The organism is Herbaspirillum sp. GW103 (assembly GCF_000261365.1).
Lineage (GTDB): Bacteria > Pseudomonadota > Gammaproteobacteria > Burkholderiales > Burkholderiaceae_D > Herbaspirillum.
On the sequence record NZ_AJVC01000003.1, the window covers coordinates 1,585,850 to 1,605,975 of the forward strand.

18 protein-coding genes are annotated in these 20,126 nt (G+C 63.9%); 10 read left to right on the forward strand and 8 right to left on the reverse strand.

Going from position 1 to position 20,126, the window contains the following annotated elements; all coding sequences use genetic code 11:
* The first annotated feature begins 95 nt into the window (after nucleotides 1-95).
* Nucleotides 96-1,781: a diguanylate cyclase domain-containing protein gene (locus tag GWL_RS10625; RefSeq protein ID WP_008329714.1), complete on the forward strand. Its 1,686-nt coding sequence runs from the start codon at nucleotides 96-98 to the stop codon at nucleotides 1,779-1,781.
* Here the strand turns inward: GWL_RS10625 and GWL_RS10630 are convergent.
* Both GWL_RS10630 and GWL_RS10635 read right to left on the reverse strand, forming a co-directional pair.
* The gene (locus tag GWL_RS10630) at nucleotides 1,723-2,451 is read right to left on the reverse strand and encodes a hypothetical protein (protein ID WP_034350432.1); all 729 of its coding nucleotides are present in this window, start codon (nucleotides 2,449-2,451) and stop codon (nucleotides 1,723-1,725) included. The genes GWL_RS10625 and GWL_RS10630 overlap by 59 nt on opposite strands.
* 90 nt (nucleotides 2,452-2,541) lie before the next feature.
* Nucleotides 2,542-4,497, reverse strand: coding sequence for a PhoX family phosphatase (locus GWL_RS10635; RefSeq protein ID WP_008329716.1), 1,956 nt, complete (start codon nucleotides 4,495-4,497; stop codon nucleotides 2,542-2,544).
* A 176-nt stretch (nucleotides 4,498-4,673) separates the two neighbouring features.
* On the opposite strand from GWL_RS10635, the gene prfB reads away from it, so the two are divergent.
* From prfB to GWL_RS10665, 6 genes are all read left to right on the forward strand, one after another.
* Nucleotides 4,674-5,778 (forward strand): peptide chain release factor 2 gene (gene prfB / locus GWL_RS10640; RefSeq protein ID WP_157174225.1). Its coding sequence is split into 2 segments (ribosomal slippage): nucleotides 4,674-4,754 and nucleotides 4,756-5,778, totalling 1,104 coding nucleotides; the frame shifts between segments, so codons are not numbered across the junction.
* 76 nt (nucleotides 5,779-5,854) lie between these two features.
* Nucleotides 5,855-7,396, forward strand: a complete 1,542-nt coding sequence (gene lysS, locus GWL_RS10645; RefSeq protein ID WP_008329721.1) for a lysine--tRNA ligase — start codon at nucleotides 5,855-5,857, stop codon at nucleotides 7,394-7,396.
* A 292-nt stretch (nucleotides 7,397-7,688) separates the two neighbouring features.
* Nucleotides 7,689-8,372, forward strand: a complete 684-nt coding sequence (locus GWL_RS10650; RefSeq protein ID WP_008329723.1) for a glycine zipper 2TM domain-containing protein — start codon at nucleotides 7,689-7,691, stop codon at nucleotides 8,370-8,372.
* A gap of 422 nt (nucleotides 8,373-8,794) precedes the next feature.
* The gene (locus GWL_RS10655; protein ID WP_008329730.1) at nucleotides 8,795-9,730 is read left to right on the forward strand and encodes a carboxylesterase; all 936 of its coding nucleotides are present in this window, start codon (nucleotides 8,795-8,797) and stop codon (nucleotides 9,728-9,730) included.
* Nucleotides 9,731-9,848: 118 nt separating this feature from the next.
* Entirely contained in the window at nucleotides 9,849-10,379 is a 531-nt protein-coding gene (locus GWL_RS10660; protein WP_034350434.1) for a DUF4118 domain-containing protein, read from the forward strand.
* Between the two features lie 126 nt (nucleotides 10,380-10,505).
* The gene (locus tag GWL_RS10665) at nucleotides 10,506-10,940 is read left to right on the forward strand and encodes a hypothetical protein (protein WP_008329732.1); all 435 of its coding nucleotides are present in this window, start codon (nucleotides 10,506-10,508) and stop codon (nucleotides 10,938-10,940) included.
* Here GWL_RS10665 and GWL_RS10670 read toward each other — a convergent pair.
* Nucleotides 10,906-12,402, reverse strand: coding sequence for a PLP-dependent aminotransferase family protein (locus GWL_RS10670; protein WP_008329733.1), 1,497 nt, complete (start codon nucleotides 12,400-12,402; stop codon nucleotides 10,906-10,908). The two genes, GWL_RS10665 and GWL_RS10670, sit on opposite strands and share 35 nt — an antisense overlap.
* 109 nt (nucleotides 12,403-12,511) lie before the next feature.
* On the opposite strand from GWL_RS10670, the gene GWL_RS10675 reads away from it, so the two are divergent.
* Entirely contained in the window at nucleotides 12,512-13,264 is a 753-nt protein-coding gene (locus tag GWL_RS10675) for a GNAT family N-acetyltransferase (RefSeq protein ID WP_008329734.1), read from the forward strand.
* Here GWL_RS10675 and GWL_RS10680 read toward each other — a convergent pair.
* Nucleotides 13,239-14,147 (reverse strand): LysR family transcriptional regulator, encoded by a 909-nt coding sequence (locus GWL_RS10680; protein ID WP_008329735.1) that lies wholly within the window; start codon nucleotides 14,145-14,147, stop codon nucleotides 13,239-13,241. The two genes, GWL_RS10675 and GWL_RS10680, sit on opposite strands and share 26 nt — an antisense overlap.
* Before the next feature lie 181 nt (nucleotides 14,148-14,328).
* Between GWL_RS10680 and argC the strand changes: the two genes are divergently transcribed.
* Both argC and GWL_RS10690 read left to right on the forward strand, forming a co-directional pair.
* Nucleotides 14,329-15,261, forward strand: a complete 933-nt coding sequence (gene argC / locus GWL_RS10685; protein WP_008329736.1) for an N-acetyl-gamma-glutamyl-phosphate reductase — start codon at nucleotides 14,329-14,331, stop codon at nucleotides 15,259-15,261.
* A 224-nt stretch (nucleotides 15,262-15,485) separates the two neighbouring features.
* Complete coding sequence (locus GWL_RS10690; protein WP_050978085.1) at nucleotides 15,486-15,713, forward strand: hypothetical protein; 228 nt, start codon at nucleotides 15,486-15,488, stop codon at nucleotides 15,711-15,713.
* 78 nt (nucleotides 15,714-15,791) lie between these two features.
* On the opposite strand, the gene GWL_RS10695 is transcribed toward GWL_RS10690, so the two are convergent.
* The 4 genes from GWL_RS10695 to GWL_RS10710 all read right to left on the reverse strand — a co-directional run bounded on the left by GWL_RS10695 (nucleotide 15,792) and on the right by GWL_RS10710 (nucleotide 20,101).
* Nucleotides 15,792-16,817 carry a TRAP transporter substrate-binding protein gene (locus tag GWL_RS10695; protein ID WP_008329739.1) on the reverse strand — a complete coding sequence of 342 codons (1,026 nt, stop codon included), beginning with the start codon at nucleotides 16,815-16,817 and terminating at the stop codon, nucleotides 15,792-15,794.
* A gap of 53 nt (nucleotides 16,818-16,870) precedes the next feature.
* Nucleotides 16,871-17,995, reverse strand: a complete 1,125-nt coding sequence (locus tag GWL_RS10700; protein ID WP_008329740.1) for a zinc-dependent alcohol dehydrogenase family protein — start codon at nucleotides 17,993-17,995, stop codon at nucleotides 16,871-16,873.
* Nucleotides 17,996-18,071: 76 nt separating this feature from the next.
* The gene (locus GWL_RS10705) at nucleotides 18,072-18,911 is read right to left on the reverse strand and encodes a CoA ester lyase (RefSeq protein ID WP_008329741.1); all 840 of its coding nucleotides are present in this window, start codon (nucleotides 18,909-18,911) and stop codon (nucleotides 18,072-18,074) included.
* A complete protein-coding gene (locus tag GWL_RS10710; RefSeq protein ID WP_008329742.1) occupies nucleotides 18,911-20,101 on the reverse strand; it encodes a CaiB/BaiF CoA-transferase family protein in 1,191 nt (396 codons plus the stop codon). Before GWL_RS10710 ends, GWL_RS10705 begins: the two co-directional genes overlap by 1 nt.
* Between the last annotated feature and the right edge of the window lie 25 nt (nucleotides 20,102-20,126).

Here is a 20,126-nt window from a genome sequence, read left to right on the forward strand (position 1 = left end):
TGGCACAATATTGGCTTGGAGCGACTTCCGGGCAATTTTGAAGGAAGTGGGCAACAAGGGCGCTCCGAGCAAAAACAACAACATCAAATCCCTGAATGAAGCTCAAGCGCATCCATTGCAGCCTGGTGTCTCGACTCGTCCTCTTCGGCCTCCTGCTGATCGTGGTCAGCGCCTTCATGCGCTACTACATCCTGATCGACTTTCTGGAAAAGGAACAAGCCCAGGTCGCAGCCGACCAGCAAAGCACCATCGCCAGCTATCTGGCCGAGGACATCGGGTACCGCGTACAGGAGCGGGCGCACTACCTGGAACGCCTGGCCCGGCACCTGCCGGCGGCCATGCCGGCAGACCGCGCAGGACTGTACACCTGGCTGCAGGAGCACCAGGAATTGCAGCCGCTGTTTGCGCAAGGACTCTTCGTGGCCGACACCAACGGCATGATCGTCGTCGACTACCCTACGCTCAACGGCCGCCGCGCCCTGTCGCTGACCCGGTACCCCGATTTCGAACGCGTCATGCAGGGCGCCACCGTGATCTGCCCGCCCCTGACCAGCCCGGCCAGCGGCAAACCCATCCTTGCGATCATGACGCCGCTGCGCAATGCCGAGGGCCGAATCGTGGGGGTACTGGGCGGCAGCACCGAACTGACTGCGCCGGGCTTCCTCGATCACCTGCAACGGGCCAGACTGGGGCCGACCGGCAGTTTCCTGCTCATTGCACCCAACCAGCGCCTGATCATCGCCTCCAGTGACGAGGCCCTGGTCTATACCCGCTTGCCTCCCGTGGGCCAGGACAAGCTGATGGACCAGGCCCTGCAGCAGGGATACCGTGGCAATGGCGTGGACGTGGCGGCCAATGGGGTCAGTGAAATCAAAGCCTTTTCCTCGGTGCCCGGTACCAGCTGGCTGGTGGCGGTGACGCTGCCGCTGGCCGATGCCCTGCCCACGGTCGCCCGTACCCGCGCCCTGATCGGGCGCGGCGGACTGATTCAGGGGGTCATGGTGGTTGCGCTGGTGGTGCTGGCCTACCTGTGGTTCTTCCGTCCGCTGCGCCGTGCCGCCGCCCTGGCCGACCGCATGACGCGCGGCGAGCTGCCACTGTCGCCGCTGCCGGTGGAGCGGCGCGATGAGGTCGGCCACCTCACCATGGCCTTCAATGGGCTGCTCTCGCGCCTGAAGCTGCACCAGGCCGAACTGCAACATCAGGCCCATCACGACGTGCTGACCGGCCTGCCCAACCGCATGATGCTGGCCGAACGGATGGAGGCGGCGCTCACCCACGCCTGCCGCGAACGCAATGGTGTGGCGCTGCTGTTCCTGGATCTGGACGGTTTCAAACCGATCAACGATACCCTCGGCCACAAGGCCGGCGACCTGGTGCTGCAGGAAGTCACACGGCGCCTGCGCCAGGTGGCCCGCCACGGCGATACCCTGGCGCGCGTGGGCGGGGATGAATTCGTGCTGCTCATTACCGATCTCGGCCAGCCCTACGAACAGGGCGCGCAGGTGCTGGCCGAAAAATGTATCAAGGTGGTCTCGGAACCGCTGCACCTGGCGCAGGGAGACTATCAGCTGGGCGTGTCGGTGGGCATCGCCGTGTGTGACGGCAGCTGTGACGCCGACAGCCTGCTGCAGGCGGCCGACAAGGCCATGTATGCCGCCAAGGGCAACGGCCGTGGCTGCTACGTGATTGCCCCGGCACGGCCGACGGTGGCCGACGAACTCAACGTACCGGCAGGAACTGCAGGAATGACCCGCCCAACAGGTTCTGCACATAGCTGATGCCGGCACGGCGATAGCGCTCGGTCATGAATTCGGCCATCAGGTCCAGGCGACCGACGATCTTGCCGAATTCACGTTCGAAACTCAGATTGCGTGCCTGGCTGCCGATCTCGTCGGACAGCAGCAAGGGCGCACCGCTGGCATGGCGGCGACTGGAGAGGATCCAGGCGGCGATCTCCACATTGCGGGCAGCGTTGTAGAGACGCTGGGCATCGAGCCCGTCGACCAGGAAGAATTCAATCTTGTTGCCGTGCGCCACGATGATCATGTCGGCGGTGGCATCGATGAAGGCCGCGACCCTATCCCCCTTGAACTCCGGCGACAAGGCCAGCGTCATGGCCTCGATATCGCGCTTGCCCTGCAGTTCCGGCCAGGCCTGGCGCTGTTCGATGGCCTGGCGCACCTTCTGCTCGGCCTCGTCGCGGCTGGCCGCAGTCTTTTTCCATTCGGCCGGATTGCGCCGATACAGCTTGGACATCAGCAGGTAGAGACTGTCGAGATTGGCCCGCATGGCCAGGGTAGCCACGCGGTTGCTGTCGGATTGGCCCATCTCGCGTGAACTGGCCTGGGCGCCCTTGACTTCGCCATGCGGGGCGGGTGTCGAGGCGCACCCGGCCAGCAGTGCGAGGCACAGCAGGGGCGGCAGGAGAAAAAACAGCTTTCTGGTCATCGGCAGGCGGCACGAAACGAGCTGATAGGGCCTGATCCTAGCAGAATGCGTTCCGTCCGCCCGCTTCGGGGTGAAACCTTTTACTTCACATCAGGCCTTTCCGGTATGCGGCAAACCGGTCAGATAGCCGACCGTGGCACCGAAGCGATCCTTGTAGTTGGCGCGTACCAGCGGGTCGAGGGTGTCCTTGACCTTGTCGTGCAAGCCCTTTTCCCAGTCGCCGGCATGCTGAAAATTGCTCATCACGTAGGTCCAGCCGTTGATCTCATCGACGGCGTGCAGGCCGGTCGATTCGGCACCGGCCGGGCAGGACAGCACGCGGGTAAGCGCCTTGGTATCGACGTTGTAGGCCCACAGGAAGTTGTTGACGTGCATGCCGCTGTCTTCGCCGATGAACAAGGTTCGCAGCTTCTCGGAGAACTTGATGTTGTCCGGATTGGCAATGTGCTCCTGATCGGCCAGGTTGCCGAGGGCATCCGGTGTCTTCAGGTCTACGCCCACCAGGGCCGCCGGCGGGGCCATGTCGATGGCGACCCATTCACTGTCGATGACATTGCCGCCGGTATCGCGCTGGCCACCGCGCAGGTTCAGGGCGTACACGGCGCCGGCCCGGGGCCCGGCGACCTTGATGTGACCGGAGCCATTGAGCATCGAGGTCTGGATGTAGGACATGGCCGAATAGGCGATCTTGTCCTGCGCGTTGACGGTCGTGCCTTCCATCTTGGTGAAGCCCAGGCTGCCACCGGCGAGTGCCGCATAGCGGTGGGTTTCCAGGAAGGCCGCGGCCTTCTGCATGCCCGGCTTGACGCGCACCCAGTTGAACTTGCCGTTGAACGGGATCTTGGAGAAGGAACCGTCGGCCGGATCAGTGGTGCGGATGTCCATGATGTCGGCGGCCTTGTAGCGGTCTGCCATGGCCTTGACTTCGGCGCTGGTGGCGCTGCCCAGGCGCACCCAGGACAGCTTGCCGGCGCCCGGACCGACGCCCGAGACCTGCTCCCAGCGCGCCACGTAGAGCGTGCCCGACGACAAGTCGGCAGCACGGTCAGCGATGAACATGAACAGGCCACCATTGGTGGCGTCGTCGCCCATCAACACGGTGCGCTGGTCCGGCATGACCTGCACCAGCTCGTGCGAGATGCGGCCCAGGCAGTAGTGCTTCTTGATGGAGCCGGTGCCGTCGGGGTGGACGGTCACTTCCGGCAGGTGGCCGTAGTGGTAGGGATTGGCGCGGTTCTCGTCGCCATACAGATTCTTGCTGAAGGCCTTGAATTGCGGGTTGGAGGCGATGGCCGAGGCATCCGGTTCATATTCTTCCGACGACAGGTGCGTATTCCAGGGCGACAGGCTGGCGCCGCAGGTGATCCACAGACCGTTGACCTGGGAGGTATCGACATTGTGGTACTGCACCAGCGACAGCTTGCCCGAGGACGGGTCCTGGTCCAGCGTCAGCACGGCGATGGGCGACGGCAGCTGGCCGTACATGGCGGCCTGCTTCTGGTCGCGGGTGGTGTATTCGAATTGCACCACGGCAAATACCGCATTGCCCTTCACGCCCGGCACCTTGGCACCGGCCACGGTCAGCAACGAAGAGCCGTCCGGGCAGTCGGAATAGAACTGGCGCTCCTTGCCCGGCACCGAACGGTCGATGATGGGCTGATTGTTGATGTCGAGGTAGCCGCCGGCGAGGATGGTGCCGCCCTTTCCGTCGGGCACCATGTCGCCGGTCATGAAGAAGGGTTGATAGGCCAGCTTGTAACTCTGTTTGCTGCCATCGGCAAAGGTCACTTCCAGGGCCGAACCGACGGTGGTGGTGGCCATCGCGGCCGGATTGGCCAGAGTCGGAGCCGGCATGCCGGTGAAGCGCGCCGAGGCAAAGGGCTTGCCCGCGCCGGGGGTGGCGCAGGCCGACAGCAGGGCCGAGGCCGACAGGCCGCCGGTCAGCGGCAGCAGGGGCGCGGCGCCCAGCGCCTTGAGCAGGTTGCGGCGGCCGGATTGCGGCTGATCAACGTCGGATTGGGTAGCGGTGGGGGCAGGCTGTCTCATCGAAGGTTCTCCGTATTGGCTAGCAGATGGCAGGCAGCGCCGGGCGCCGCTGTCAGGATTTTGTCAGTCAAACAAGCGCGCCGATGGTAGCGAGGGAAAATGACAGGCGCGTGACGGGGGTGAAACTGCCCTCCTCCTCTTGTATAATTCGAGGTTTGATCGCAAAAGAAACCATCATGGAAGCAGAACGCCTCAATTCCCTCCAATCCTTGCTCGACGACCTGGCCACCCGTGCCACCGAGCTTCGGAGGTATCTTTGACTTCGATGTGAAGTCGGAGAAACTCGAACAAGTCAACGCCGAACTGGAAGACCCCAACGTCTGGAATGACCAGAAGCGGGCCCAGGACCTCGGCAAGGAAAAGAAATCGCTGGAAGCGATCGTTCACACCCTCGTCAAGATCGACAGCGAACTCACCGATGCGCGTGACCTGTTCGAGATGGCGCGCGAGGAAAAGGACGAGGACACCATCATCGCCATCGAGGCCGATGCCGAGAACCTGAAGAAGCTGGTGGAAGAAATGGAATTCCGCCGCATGTTCAGCGGCCCCATGGACGCCAACAACTGCTTCATCGACATCCAGGCCGGTGCCGGCGGTACCGAAGCCCAGGACTGGGCTTCCATGCTGCTGCGCCAGTACCTGCGCTATTGCGAACGCAAGGGCTTCAAGGCCGAGATCCTGGAACAGTCCGACGGTGAAGTGGCCGGCATCAAGACCGCCACCATCAAGGTCGAAGGCGAATACGCCTATGGCTTCCTGCGTACCGAAACCGGCGTGCACCGTCTGGTGCGCAAGTCGCCCTTTGACTCGTCCAATGGCCGCCATACCTCCTTCTCCAGTCTCTTCGTCTACCCCGAAGTGGATGAATCCTTCGAGATCGAGATCAACCCGGCCGACGTGCGTGTCGATACCTACCGCGCTTCCGGTGCCGGTGGTCAGCACATCAACAAGACCGACTCCGCCGTGCGCCTGACGCACGCGCCGTCGGGCATCGTCGTGCAATGCCAGAACGACCGCAGCCAGCACCGCAACCGGGCCGAAGCCTGGGACATGCTGCGCGCCAAGCTGTTCGAACTGGAACTGCGCAAGCGCATGAGCGAGCAGCAGAAGCTGGAAGACTCCAAGACCGACGTCGGCTGGGGCCACCAGATCCGCTCCTACGTGCTGGACCAGTCCCGCATCAAGGACTTGCGCACCAACTTCGAAACCGGCAATACCAAGGCCGTCCTCGATGGCGACCTCGACGACTTCATCGCGGCCTCGCTGAAACAGGGCGTCTGATCCGCAGCGGACGCGCGGCCTTGCCGCGCGGCCGGCTCATGCTGATCCGACCGTTCAACCTTCAAGAATTCCAACCATGACCACGCAAAACACCCCCGCCGCCCAGCCGGCAGCCGACGAGAACAGCATCATCGCCGAGCGCCGCGCCAAGCTGGCGGCGATCCGCGAACAGGGCATCGCCTTCCCCAACGATTTCCGTCCGGCCAACAACGCCGCCGACCTGCATGCGAAATACGACGGCTTCGAGAACGAGGCCCTGGAAGCCGAGCCGGTCACCGTCACCGTCGCCGGCCGCATGATGTTGAAGCGGGTCATGGGCAAGGCCGCCTTCGCCACCCTGCAGGATGCCTCGGGCCTGCGCGCCGATGGCCGCATCCAGCTCTACGTGACCCGCGACGTCACCGGCGAAGAAGCCATGGCCGCCTTCAAGCACTATGACCTGGGCGACATCCTGGGTGCCGAGGGTACGCTCTTCAAGACCAAGACCGGCGAACTGTCCATCAAGGTCACCAGGCTCAAGCTCATCACCAAGTCGCTGCGCCCGCTGCCGGACAAGTTCCACGGCCTGGCCGACCAGGAAATGAAGTATCGCCAGCGCTACGTCGACCTGATCATGAGCGAAGAGACCCGCCGCACCTTCAAGGCGCGTACCGCCGCGATGTCGTCGATCCGCCGCTTCATGGAAACCAACGGCTTCATGGAAGTGGAAACCCCGATGCTGCACCCGATCCCGGGCGGCGCGGCGGCCAAGCCCTTCATCACCCATCACAATGCGCTGGACATGCAGATGTTCATGCGCATCGCCCCAGAGCTGTACCTGAAGCGCCTGGTGGTGGGCGGCTTCGAGCGTGTCTTCGAGATCAACCGCAACTTCCGCAACGAAGGTGTCTCGCCACGTCATAATCCCGAATTCACGATGATGGAGTTCTACGCCGCCTACGTGGATTACCAGTGGCTGATGGGCTTCACCGAACAGGTGATCCGCCAGGCCGCCATCGACGCCCACGGCACTGCCGTGCTGACCTACCAGGGCCGCGAGCTGGACCTGTCCAAGCCCTTCGACCGCCTGACCATCACCGGCGCGATCCTGAAGTACGCCCCGAACTACACCGAGACGCAACTGGCCGACATCGACTTCCTGCGTACCGAACTGAAGAAGTTCGGTGTCAAGACCGACCAGGCCCCGCTGGCCGGCGCCGGCATCGGTGCGCTGCAACTGGCGCTGTTCGAAGAGACGGCCGAGTCGCAACTGTGGAACCCGACCTACATCATCGACTACCCGGTTGAAGTTTCGCCGCTGGCGCGCGCCTCCGACACGGTGGCCGGCATCACCGAGCGCTTCGAGCTCTTCATCACCGGTCGTGAGATCGCCAATGGCTTCTCCGAGCTGAATGACGCCGAAGACCAGGCTGCCCGCTTCCAGGCCCAGGTCGCGGCCAAGGATGCCGGTGACGAAGAAGCCATGTATTACGATGCGGACTACATCCGCGCCCTGGAATATGGCATGCCCCCGGCCGGTGGCTGCGGCATCGGCATCGATCGCCTGATGATGCTCATTACCGACTCGCCCAACATCCGCGACGTGATCCTGTTCCCGCACCTGCGTCGCGAAGACTGATCCTTGCAGCAGGGAGATGGCGCATCCCGCCGCCGTCTCCCCTCTGCCTGACCAGCCCGCCTGCGCATCCCGCTCCCCGGATGCGCAACCCAAGCCTCCCCGCATTGCCCCGCCTGTCCCCTCCCCCCTTGCAAGACCATCCTGGTTTGGCGCAAAGCCACACCCAGCATGACTGTTGCAGGATTACAAGTCCTTACAACTGACACAGAATCGGGATTTTTTTTGGCTCATGACCACTCCATAATCCAGTCATCCACTCATCAACGACAACAGAACAACTAGAGAGGTCAACATGGAAACCAATGCCAATACCCCCCAGCACCCGAACGCCAGCAACAATGCCCTGACCCAGCCCGCCCAGCCGGCTTCCTCCGGTCGTATCCATCCGCTGGTGGCCGGCGCCTCGGTGGCCGTCATCCTGGTCAGCCTGATCGGCGTGGCCGCCATGACGGGTCTGCTGCCCAGCTCCAAGAGTGCCAATTCGCCGCAACAGGTCGCCGCTCTGGAGCAGGCGGATCAAGCGGGCCAGGGCCAGCAAGGGCTGGTGCAACAGCGCGCACCGCAATCGACTTCCTACCAGCCACAGCCTGGCGCCTACCCGGCCCAGGCGGCAGCTCCGGTGGCCCAGCGCGCCCCGGCCGTCTGCAGCAGCTGCGGTGAAGTGGTGGGCGTACGTACCGTGCGCCATACCGCCCCCACCAGCGGCGTGGGCATCGCCGGGGGAGCCGTGGTCGGTGGCCTGCTGGGCAACCAGATCGGCGGCGGCACCGGCCGTACCCTGGCCACCATCGCTGGCGCCGTCGGCGGCGGCTATGCCGGTAACGAGGTAGAAAAGAACGTGCGCGCCACCACCAGCTACGTCGTCGACGTACGCATGGAAAACGGCAAGACCCGCAGCTTCCCGCAAACCAGCGAAAACTGGCGCGTCGGCGACCAGGTGCGCGTAGTCAATGGCCGCCTGGAAGGCCGAGGCTGATGCCCGACGGCATTTATCCTGCCCCGCTACACCGGCCGCAAGCCCTTCGAGTCGCCTCGAAGGGCTTTTTCGTTTTCCCTGCACCCGATGGGGCCCGCATCTCGCCCTTTAGTGCAATATATGAAGGTTTGTGCACCGATTGCGGCTTTACAACGTTATGCTGACATCACATTGTCACATTCCTGCCGGATGGCATGTCAGGCCACCCTCGTGCGGCCATCGTGGGGATGCAGGTGATAAACGCTGGCAACATTTTGTCGAGGCAGTTAGACTTCCGCAAAAAGTCATCCGCCTGGACGCCAGCGGAGTTAGTAGCCGGGAAATAGAACGCGCTCAAGCGTCGACCCGCTTACTCGTACTGAACGGGGGGCGAACGATTCGCCAGGCCGCGCCGACGGGGCGCGAAAAGCGTTTGAAGATTTATGGACTCACAGTCATCCACAGAAACCATCCGTCCGGCCAGCCCATTGCCGGACAACGACGCTGCCCAGCGGCATACTGAAGAAAGACCAGGCGGCCCCCACAAGGACCACGCCGTCATCCTGCTGCACGGCCTGTGCGGTTCGCAGCTGGAAATGGGCTCCATCCCCAAGCAGTTGAAGAAGGCCGGCTGCACCGTCATTGCCCTGAACATCGACAATTATTCCGCGGCCCTGACCAATCCCCGCGTCTCCCCCGACTGGGAAGACTGGTGCGCCGTGGTCGAGAGCCGGGTGGCGCGCCTGAAGGAAGAATTCCGCACCGTCTCGCTGTGCGGCCTGTCCATGGGCGCCACGCTGGCCCTGGCGGTGGCGGCGCGCAGCAAGGAGCTGCTGTCGGTGGTGCTGCTCTCGCCGGTGCTCCAGTATGACGGCTGGTCGGTGCCCTGGTATTGGAAGCTGCTCACCGTGGTCTATGACATGGGCGTGCGCGACTGGTCCTACAAGGAAAGCGAACCCTACGGCATCAAGAACTTCGAAATGCGTCGTCGCGTGGCCGCCGCGCTGGAGAAGGATGGCGTCGCCGCCGTGGGCGCTGCCTCCATCCCGGCACGCCACCTGCGCGCGGCCCTGCGCATGATCGCCTTCGTGCGCAAGTCGCTGCCGCTGGTGCGTACCGATACCCTGATCATTCATTCCATCGACGATGAAACCGCCTCGCCGCGCAATGCCGAAGTGATCCTGCAGCACATCAATGCCGAGATACGCAAGGTCGTCTGGCTGGGTGACTGTTATCACATCATCACCGTGGACAATGAACGCGAGATCGTCACCAATGAAACCGTGATGTTCATCAAGCGCAGCATCGAGATCCACGGCAACGAGATGAACCGCAAGTATCTCGCCCACTCCTCGCCGCTCAAAGACAGACGGCACTGAGTGGATATGCAGAAAAACCGCTGATCCACGCTGCCTGCCGCCGATCCGCCATTTGACAGACCCGCATTCTTACATTCTTAACATGAGCCCATTGCAGCATCGAGCAATGTGAACCAAGATGGATACCACACGCCCCCACTCCAAGACCATCATGAGCCTGATCCGACTCAAGAATGCCAAGAGCTGGCGCCCGCAGGGGTTCCGGCCAGTGTACGTCTGTACCGTCGGCTTCGTGGCGGCATTCGGACTGCGCTATGCGCTGGCACCGTTTGTGGATGAGGCGCTGTCGATGCTGTTTTTCTCCGTCAACTGCATCGTGATGAGCTATCTGTTCGGCTATCTCTATTCCCTGGGCCTGCTGGCCGTGAGCATTCCCACGGCGATGTTCTTCTTCCGCAAGCCCTTCTATACGATGGATGGATTGAACGACAAGGATATCTTCCTGATCCTGGTCTACATCGTCATCGTCGCCACCGCCTCGATCATCATTGAATGGCTGCAGCGCGAGCGCTATGCCGCCGTGCTCCAGCAGCGCGTATCCGAAACCCGTTACCGCCTGCTCATCGAATCGGACCAGGCGCGCCGTGCCGAATACGCCAGACAGTTCGAAACCAGCCCCGGCGAAGGCAGCCGAGCTGAAATGAGCTGAACTGCCCTGGCCGGGCATTGACGGTCCCCGTCTCCACCGCAGAGCATCAGGAAGCATCAGGAAGCCCCTGATAGTCCCCGTCGCCCGACTCTCCTAAGATGGTGCCATCCCAGCAAGGAGGCTGCCATGTCCCTGACTCATCACCTGCCCCGCGTACTCGTCGTCGATGCCGACCTGGACGCCATCGAAACCGCCCGCTTTGCCATCTGGCGCAGCCAGTTGCCCTGCCAGTTCGCATGGTTCGATGATGCCGAGCTGGCCAATGCGTCCCTGCTGACCAAGGCCCTGTGCCGCAGCAAGGATCTCCCGGCCTTGATCCTGCTCGATCCACGCAGCTTTTCCGGCACCGAAGGCTATGAATTGCTGCGTACCCTGTGCATCTACCAGCAACTGGCGCAGATTCCGTTGGTGCTCTTCACGGCCGCACCGATGTCCGCCGATTTCGCACAGGAGCAGGACAGCCGCATCTGGTATGCCGCCAAGCCCGCGCGCGCCGCCGATTACATGGACCTCGTCATGCGCTGCGTCAAGCAGCGCCTGCGTCAGCCTGCCACGCTCTGATCTGATGGCGCAGAGTGCGCCTGACGATCCCGGCCAGGCGCCGGATCAGCGCATCGTATTGCTCTTCGGACGTATTGCCGTAACCGATCACCAGCCCGTTGTGGCGAGCCTGTGGCGGTCCTGCTGAAAACGAGGACAGCGCCCCCACGTTCATTCCTGCGGCGCGCGCCGCCGCGCTGACTGCGGTATCGGCACAACCCGGTGGCAACCGCAGCGTCAGGTGCAGGCCGCTGGCGCCGCCCGAGATGTCCAGCCCCGGCAAATGGGTCTGCAAGGCGGCCCGCAAGGCCTGCTGGCGTTCACGATAGAGCCGTTTCATGCGGCCCAGGTGGCGCGCGAACTGGCCACCCGCCATGAACTCCGCCAGCGCCAGTTGTTCCAGCCTGTGCCCGCCGCGCAACATTTCGGCCAGCGCGCGCCAGGTGTCCTCCCCCACCGAGGCCGGCAAGATCAGAAAACCGATCCGCAAGCCCGGAAACAGCGTCTTGCTGAAGGTTCCCACGTACAGCACCGGCGCCTCCGGCACCAGCCCCTGCATGGCAGGGATGGGGTGGCCGTGATGGCAGAAGTCGCTGTCGTAGTCGTCCTCGATGATCCAGCAGCCATGCTCACGCGCCCGCGCGATGAGCGCCAGACGTCGCGCCAGCGACAATACCGCGCCGGTCGGATATTGGTGCGAAGGCGTCACATGGATCAGCCGGGGCGGCCAACGCCAGTCCCGATCGGCAATCAGGATGCCCTCGTCGTCGACCGGCATGGAACGAATCTTCATATCGCCTGAATGGAAGGCTGCAAGCACCCCGCCATAGCCGGGATCTTCCACCCAAGCGCGCTCGCCGGGATTGGCGAATAGCCGCACGCACAGCGACAGGGCCCCTTGTGCGCCTTCGGTCACCACCACCTGCCCCGCTTCGCATCGCACCCCGCGCGCCACCCGCAGATATTGCGCAATGGCTTCGCGCAGGGCCGGTTCACCGAGCGCTTCGCCATAGGCCAGCGCCATCGGCCCTGCCCGCTTCAGGGCGCGCTCCTGCGCGCGCAGCCAGGCATTGAGCGCAAACCGGTTCAGGGCCGGCATGCCCGGTGTCAGCGGCAGGGCACGGTCACCGGCGTCACGCGTGGACTTGATCGCACTGACCCGGCGTGATGGCCGCTGACGGTCCTGGCGTGCTACCGACGGTTCGGCGCGGATACCGGCAGGCATCGCCAGCAGCGTCGCCACCCGGGTTCCTTGTCGATCCGCTTCGGCATAACCTTCGGCCGTCAGTTGCTCGTACACCGCCAGCACCGTATTGCGCGCCACCTGCAACTGCTCGCACAGGCTGCGGGTGGAGGGCAGGCGGCTGCCCGGCGGCAACTGGCCGCCAAGAATGGCGCGTTTGAAGCGCGCCAGCAATTGCTGCTGGCGCGACATGGAACCGGCACTGAGGTCGAGCGGGGAAGACAACAGGGAAAGAGGCATGGCAAGGTGCTTTCGTGGCTCCATCAAATGAGTATCCTGTGGCACTTTTGATGATGCCACGAAAACGCTATCGTGCCAGGGTCTGTTCACACCCGCCACGAAAGCAACCATGACTGATCTCCCCCGCACCAATGAATACCAGCAAGCCATCGGCCCCGCCCTGCCCGACTGGCAGCCGCGTCCACGCCCCGACGGCCAGACCCTGCAAGGCCGCAGCTGCCGGCTCGAGCCTCTGGATGCAGCCCGCCACGCCGGACAACTGTACGCCGCCTTTGCCACCGCCCCGGACGGGCGCGACTGGACCTACATGATGAGCGGCCCCTTCGCTGATGCCGCCAGCTACCGTCACCAGGCCGAACAGATGCAGGCCACGCAGGACCCGCTGCATCATGCCGTGATCGACCTGGCCAGCGGCGAAGCGATCGGCACCCTGGCACTCATGCGCATCGAACCGGTACATGGCGTCATCGAGGTCGGCCACATCTCGCTGTCAGCGCGTCTCAAACGCAGCCGCATGGCCACCGAAGCGCATTACCTGCTGATGCGCCATGTCTTCGAAGACCTCGGCTATCGCCGCTACGAATGGAAATGCGACAGCCTCAATGCGCCCTCGCGCGCGGCGGCGCAGCGTCTGGGTTTCCGCTTCGAGGGCGTGTTCCGTCAGGCCATCGTTTATCGTGGCCGCAGCCGCGATACGGCGTGGTTCTCCATCATCGACAGCGAATGGCCAGCCCTGCGCCGGGCCTTCGAACAATGGCTGGATGATGAAAATTTCGATACCAGGGGACAGCAGCGCCAGTCGCTCTCCGCCCTGACGCGCGCTGCGCTCGCGCCCGTCAACGCGATGTCTTCAACTGCTTGAGTTCCCACAGCGCCTCCAGCACATGGCACGTGGCCGGTTCGAGCTGGCTGGCGCGGTGGGCAATGCCCAGGGGGCGCCACAGCGCCGGTCGCAGCGGTCGCATGACGATGCGCGGATCCAGCAGCACGGGCCGGCCTTGCGCGCTGGCCTCGTGCGGCAAGAGCGTGGCGCCATAACCGGCGGCCACCAGGCTCTTGATGGCATCGTTGAAATTGAGCTGGATGCGCGCCACCGGTGCTTCCCCGGCCCCCGCGAACCATTCCGTGGTCAGGCGCGAGAGCCGTGTTTCGGGGGCATTCAAAATCAGCGGCTGCGCGGCCAGCCAGCCGGGCGTGACCAGTCGCGGCACCTGCCAGGCCGCCGGCAGGAAGGCCATCACCGGATCGCGCCGCCAGGGCTTGACGCATAGCCCCTGGACGGGTGATTGCGGCAGCGCCACCAGGCCGATGTCGAGCAGCCCTTCGTGCAGCTGCGACAAGGTTTCCTGCGAGGTCAGAATGTGGATCTGCACGTCGATATCCGGATGACGTTGCCCCAGCCGTTCCAGTACCTGCGGCAGCAGCGTGGCAATGGCACCGGTGGAGGCGCCCAATCGTACGCGCCCGGCCAGCCCCAGCACCTGCCGCCCTACTTCTTCCAGCGCCTGATCAGCTGCGGCCAGCAATTGCCGGGCGCGGACGATGAGGGTGGCGCCAATGCCCGATGGCCGCACCTGGCTGCGCTGGCGCAACAGCAGCGGCGCACCGATGCGCTCTTCCAGCTCGCTGATGTGCAGGCTCACCGTGGGCGGTGCCAGGTGCAACTCGCGCGCGGCAGCGGCAAAGGAACCCAGGTCGGCAATGGCCACCAGGGTACGCAGGCGATCCAGGCTCAATTCACGCATCGCATGACTCCCGACAGAAAAAGATCACGTTCAAAAGATCACGTTCAGTAGACGTTCAGAAAAGCTGAACGAATTCTTTAGAATATTCAACTTTTCCAATTATACGATCCGCTTCAACATGCAGTCTTCGGCAAGCGTCGGCCGTTCGATTTCGGCGCCTTTCCCTGTATTGGAGCGAACCGTGAGCACACTTCCCCTGATCTTCATCGATGGCGACCAAGGCACGACCGGCCTGCAGATCCATGAGCGCCTGCGTGGCCGCCATGACCTGCGCATCCTGACCCTGCCGGCTGCCGAGCGCAAGGATGCGCGGCGTCGCGCCGAGGCCCTCAACAGCGCTGACATCGCCCTGCTGTGCCTGCCGGACGACGCCGCCCGCGAGGCCATCACCTTGATCGAGAATCCCCGGGTGCGCGTGATCGACGCCAGCTCGGCCCATCGCACCAGCCCCGGCTGGGTCTATGGTTTCCCCGAACTGTCGACGACACAGCCGCAGGCCATTGCCAACGCACAGCGCGTGACCAATCCCGGCTGCTATCCGACCGGCGCCATCGCCTTGCTGCGCCCGCTGGTGCAGGCAGCACTGGTGCCGGCCGACTACCCGCTGGCCATCCATGCCGTCTCCGGTTATTCCGGTGGCGGACGCGCCCAGGTCGAGCAATACGAAGGTCCTGATGCCGCCCAGGCCGCGCCCTTCGTGCTCTACGGACTGGGCCTGGCACACAAGCATCCGCCCGAGATGCAGCTGCACGCGGGCCTGTCGCAACGTCCGGTGTTCGTGCCCAGCTACGGCGCCTTCAGGCAGGGCATCGTGTTGTCCATCGCCCTGCAGACCCGTCTGCTGCCGCCCCAGGCCACGCTGGAGAGCCTGCGTACAACGCTGCAGGCGCATTACGCCGGTGCGCGCCACGTCACGGTGCTGGATGCAGAGCAAAGCGCGGCCACCACCCGGCTCGACCCGACCCGCCACAACAACAGCAACGACATGACACTGGGGGTCTTCGGCAACGCGACGGCGGGCCACATTCTGCTGTGCGCGGTGTTCGACAACCTCGGCAAGGGTGCCTCCGGTGCCGCCGTGCAAAACCTGGACCTGCTGCTGGGCGCTCGCTGACTCGCATCTTTTTTACAAGCTCATCATTTCAAGACGCTTGACGAACAAGCCCAAACCACAAGGCCCGGCTCATCGTCAAGCGGAAGACTCGTAAAATCGCGTAAAGCCGACGTTGCGGGCAAGGCAGGAATGGACAGGCTGTGGCATCATGCCGGTTCGATTTGCCACACAACCTGCAGGCGACGGACTGGCAAGCACCCGCCGCCGCCCCGCTTCGAAGCAAGATGTCCACCACCTTAGGCGCCATCGCGTGCAAGTATCTTGACGCGACCATCAAACTGACTCCCGTATTGCGTACCGATGGCAAATGGACGGCGTTCGTCCATATCGACTTCCCGGATCGCACCACGCATGAATTCGGCGATTTCAAGCCGGGCAACTCCAAGATGGAAGCCCTGCAGAATGCCGTCACCGCCGCCGAACAATACGTGCGCGAGCGCAAGAAGAAATAAGGTTTCCGGCCCGCCTCCGCATCATGAAAAACGGCCTGCATCGCTGCAGGCCGCCGGGCAAGCCCACCGGTCAGTCGCTCAGTTCATCTTCACGCCCGCCGCCTCGCTTTCCTTGTAGATCGCGTCAATCAGATCCTGTCCCACGCGCGAGGCCATGCTCTTGTGCACCGGCAGCAAGGCGCGCCGCCATTCGGCTTTTTCTGCCTCGCTCAAGGTATAGACCCTGGTCTTGCCGCTGGCCTTGATGGCGGCCAGGGCGTCATCATTTTCCTTCTGGGCGATGGTGTTGGCATACTCCGTCGCTTCCTTCATGGCGCCCTCCAGCTGGCCGCGCACGTCGGCTGGCAGGGCTTCCCAGAACTTCTTGTTCACGATCACCGCATAGCCGATGTAGCCGTGGTCCGAGACCGTCAGGTCGGACTGCACTTCGTGCATCTTCTGCGTATAGATGTTGGAGGGCGTATTCTCGCTGCCATCGACCACGCCGGTCTGCATGGCCTGATAGACCTCGGAAAACGCCAGCACCTGCGGATTGGCCTTGAGCGCGCGGAACTGTTCGTCCAGCACCTTGGAGGACTGGATGCGCATCTTCAGCGCCCGGAAGTCCGCCACCTTGTGCAGCGGACGGTTGGCCGTCATCACCTTCATGCCGTTATCCCAGTAGGCCAGGCCCTTGATCCCCTTGCTCTCCAGCTTCTGGAACAGTCCCTGTCCGATCGGTCCTTCGGTGACACGCTTCAACACGGTCTTGTTGGGAAAGATGTAGGGCAGATCGAAGACCTCGAATTCCTTGGCGCCCAGCGGCCCGAACTTGGCCAGGGACGGCGCCAGCATCTGCACTGAACCCAGTTGCAGGGCCTCCAGTTCTTCCTTGTCCTTGTAGAGGGTACTGTTGGGATAGACCTCGACCTTGACGCGGCCGTTGGTGGCCTTTTCCGCCAGTTCCTTGAAGCGCTCCGCGCCCTTGCCCTTGGGCGTGTCATTGGCTACCACGTGGCTGAACTTGATGACGATGGTCTGCTGGGCCAGCGCGGCGGTGGCCGACAGGCTCAACGAGGCGAAGGCGCAGGCGGTCAGTGCCGCCCGCATTGTGATGATGGTCATGGATGTCTCCTCCGGGGTGATGCAAGCAGGCCGATGACCTCGACCCGCTCGCGTTAAAACACAATCAGGTCACGCAGTCCCTCCCCGCTGTGCAGGCGATCGAAGCCGCGATTGATATCGGCCAGCGCCAGGCGCTCGCCCATGAGCTTGTCCACCGGCAGCTTGCCGGCCTGGTACAGACCGATGTAGCGCGGGATATCGCGCACCGGCACGCAGGAACCGATGTAGCTGCCCTTGACGGTACGTTCCTCGGCCACCAGGCTGACCTGCTGCAGCGCCCAGTTCTGATTCGGTGCCGGCAGACCGGCGGTGACCGTCATGCCGCCGCGGCGGGTCATGCGATAGGCCGCTTCCATGGCCTGTACCGAGCCCGCCATTTCGAAGGCATAGTCGACCCCGCCCTTGGTGAGTGCCTTGACCTTCTCCACCGCATCCGGATCGCGGGCATTGACGGTGGCCGTGGCCCCCAGTGCGCGCGCCACCTCCAGCTTGCTGTCATGCAGGTCGACGGCAATCACCTCGCGAGCACCCGAAGCCAGCGCGCCCAGCAGGGTGCACAGGCCCACGCCGCCCAGCCCCAGCACGGCAGCCGTGGTGCCGGCCTTGACCTCGGCAGTATTGACCGCCGCGCCCACGCCGGTGAGCACCGCACAGCCGAACAGGGCGGCCTGAACGGGATCGATGTCGGCCTCGATCTTCACGCAGGAGCGGCGCGAGACCACCGCATGGTCGGCAAAGGCCGACACGCCCATGTGATGGTGCACGTGCTGCGTGCGGTCACGCAGGCGACGCTGACCGGAGAGCAATTCACCCATGGTATTGGTGGCCGCGCCCGGCTCGCACAGCGCGGGGCGCCCCTCCATGCAGGGCAGGCAGTGACCGCAGCTGGGCACGAAAACCAGCACCACCAGGTCACCGGCGCGCAGGTCGGTCACGCCACTGCCGACCTCGACCACTTCAGCCGAGGCCTCGTGGCCCAGGGCCATCGGTACCGGACGCGGACGCACGCCGGTGATGACCGACAGGTCGGAATGGCACAGGCCGGCCGCCTTCATCCTGACCAGCACTTCACCGGGGCCGGGCCCATCGAGATCGAGTTCCTCGATCTTCAGCGGCTGACTCTGCGCAAACGGGTGCGCCTCGGTCACTTCGCGCAGCACGGCAGCTTGGATTTTCATGGTGTCGTCTCCCTCTTGGTTGGAAAACGCATAGGTTACACGAGCCACGGTCGGCGCAATCCGAGGCCCGCCCTGCTCAGTCCATCAAGCGCCCTGCCTGATGCAGGAATTTCTCCGCCTGCAAGATCACCGGCCTGTCGATCATCTTGCCCTTGAGCGAAATGGCGCCACCGTCGCCGGCGCGCACGGCCGCCATCACTTCCTCGGCCCAAGCCAGTTCCCGCTCGCTGGGCATGAAGCCACGTCGCACCCCGTCGACCTGACGGGGATGGATGCACAGCTTGGCGCCAAAGCCCATGCGCCGGGCCCGCTGCACCACGCGCGTGAGGAAGGCATCGTCATTGAAATCCGTGGTCACGCCATCGATGGGCGGGGCAATACCGGCCAGGCGCGAGGCCATCACCATCTCGATGCGGAAGTGCGTCAGCTCTTCCTCCTCCGGCCCGCACTGCATGCCCAGATCGACCTGTGCATCAATGGAACCAAAGGCCAGTCGCTGCACACCCGGCACGGCAGCGATCTCACGCATGGCGGCCAGACCGGCGGCACTTTCGATGAGGGCGATCAGTCCGCGCCCCGGTCCCAGCCGACGGGCGATGGAGGACAGCGTCTTGGCGTCCTCCGCCTTGGGCAGAACAATGCCCGCCATCGATAGTGCAGAAAACGTCAGCAGGTCATCGCCATGCCAGACGGTGTCGGCGGCGTTGATGCGCACCCACAGACGCGCCTGCGGACCATTGCCGCGCAGCCAGCGCGCCAGCGTGGCACGGGCCTCTTCCTTCTGCGGCAGGGCCACAGCGTCTTCGAGGTCGACGATGACGGCGTCCGCCCCGCTCTCGAGCGCCTTGGCATAGCGCTCGGGCCGGTTGGCCGGCACGAACAGGTAGCTGCTGGCGGCAGTGATATGCGGTGCCATCACACGGCTCCCCGTTCGCGCAAGGCCGCGATGGCGGCCGCGTCATAGCCCAGTCTGCCGAGGATGGCCTCGGTATGCTGGCCCAGTGCCGGGATGGCCTCCATGCGGTAATCGTAGCTGTCATTGACACCGGGGGGCAGCAGTGCGGCGACCTTGCCGACCGGGGTATCGACTTCGGCCCAGCGTTCGCGCGCAGCCAGTTGCGGGTGCTGCCACAGTTCCTGCATGGTGTTCACACGGGCATTGGCGATCTGCGCCTGATCCAGCCGCGCCACGACCTGCTCGGCGCTCATGTCGGCAAACATCCCCAAGATCAACTGGCGCAGCGCTTCGCGATGCTCATGGCGTCGCGCGTTGCTGGAGAAGCGTGCATCGCTGGCCAGCGCGGCATCCTGCAATACCACTTCGCAGAAGACTTTCCATTCACGTTCGTTCTGCAAGCCCAGCATGACCGTCTTGCCATCACCGGCCTTGAAGGGGCCATAGGGATAGATGGTGGCATGCTCGGCGCCCGAGCGACCCGGCGCACTGGCCCCCTGATAGGCGTAATACAGGGGAAAGCTCATCCACTCCGTCAACGCCTCCAGCATCGACAGATCGATGTGGCTGCCGCGTCCATCGCGCCCGCGCTTGATGAGCGCAGCCAGGATGTTGGAATAGGCATACATGCCGGCGGCGATGTCGGCAATCGAGCAGCCAGCCTTCACCACTTCATCGGGCGTACCGGTGACCGAGAGGAAACCTGCTTCGCTCTGGATCAAGAGGTCATACGCCTTCTTGTCACGATAAGGACCGTCCTCACCATAACCGGAAATATCGCAGACGATCAGGCCCGGGTGCTTGGCATGCAGTACCTTGGCCGACAGGCCCAGACCGGCGGCAGCGCCCGGTGCCAGGTTCTGCACCAGGACATCGGCCTCACCCAGGAGCTGGTCGATGATGCGCTTGCCCTCTTCGTCCTTGAGATTGAGGGTCAGGCTTTCCTTGGAACGATTGGTCCACACGAAGTGCGAAGACAGGCCGTTGACGCGCGTATCGTAGCCGCGGGCAAAATCTCCCACCCCGGGTCGCTCGATCTTGATGACACGGGCGCCCAGGTCCGCCAGCTGGCGTGTACAGAACGGCGCCGCGATGGCGTGCTCCAGGCTGATGACGGTGATGCCCTCCAGCGGGCGATTGGCTTGCGACATGGCGTGTGCTCCTGGCGTACTTGGC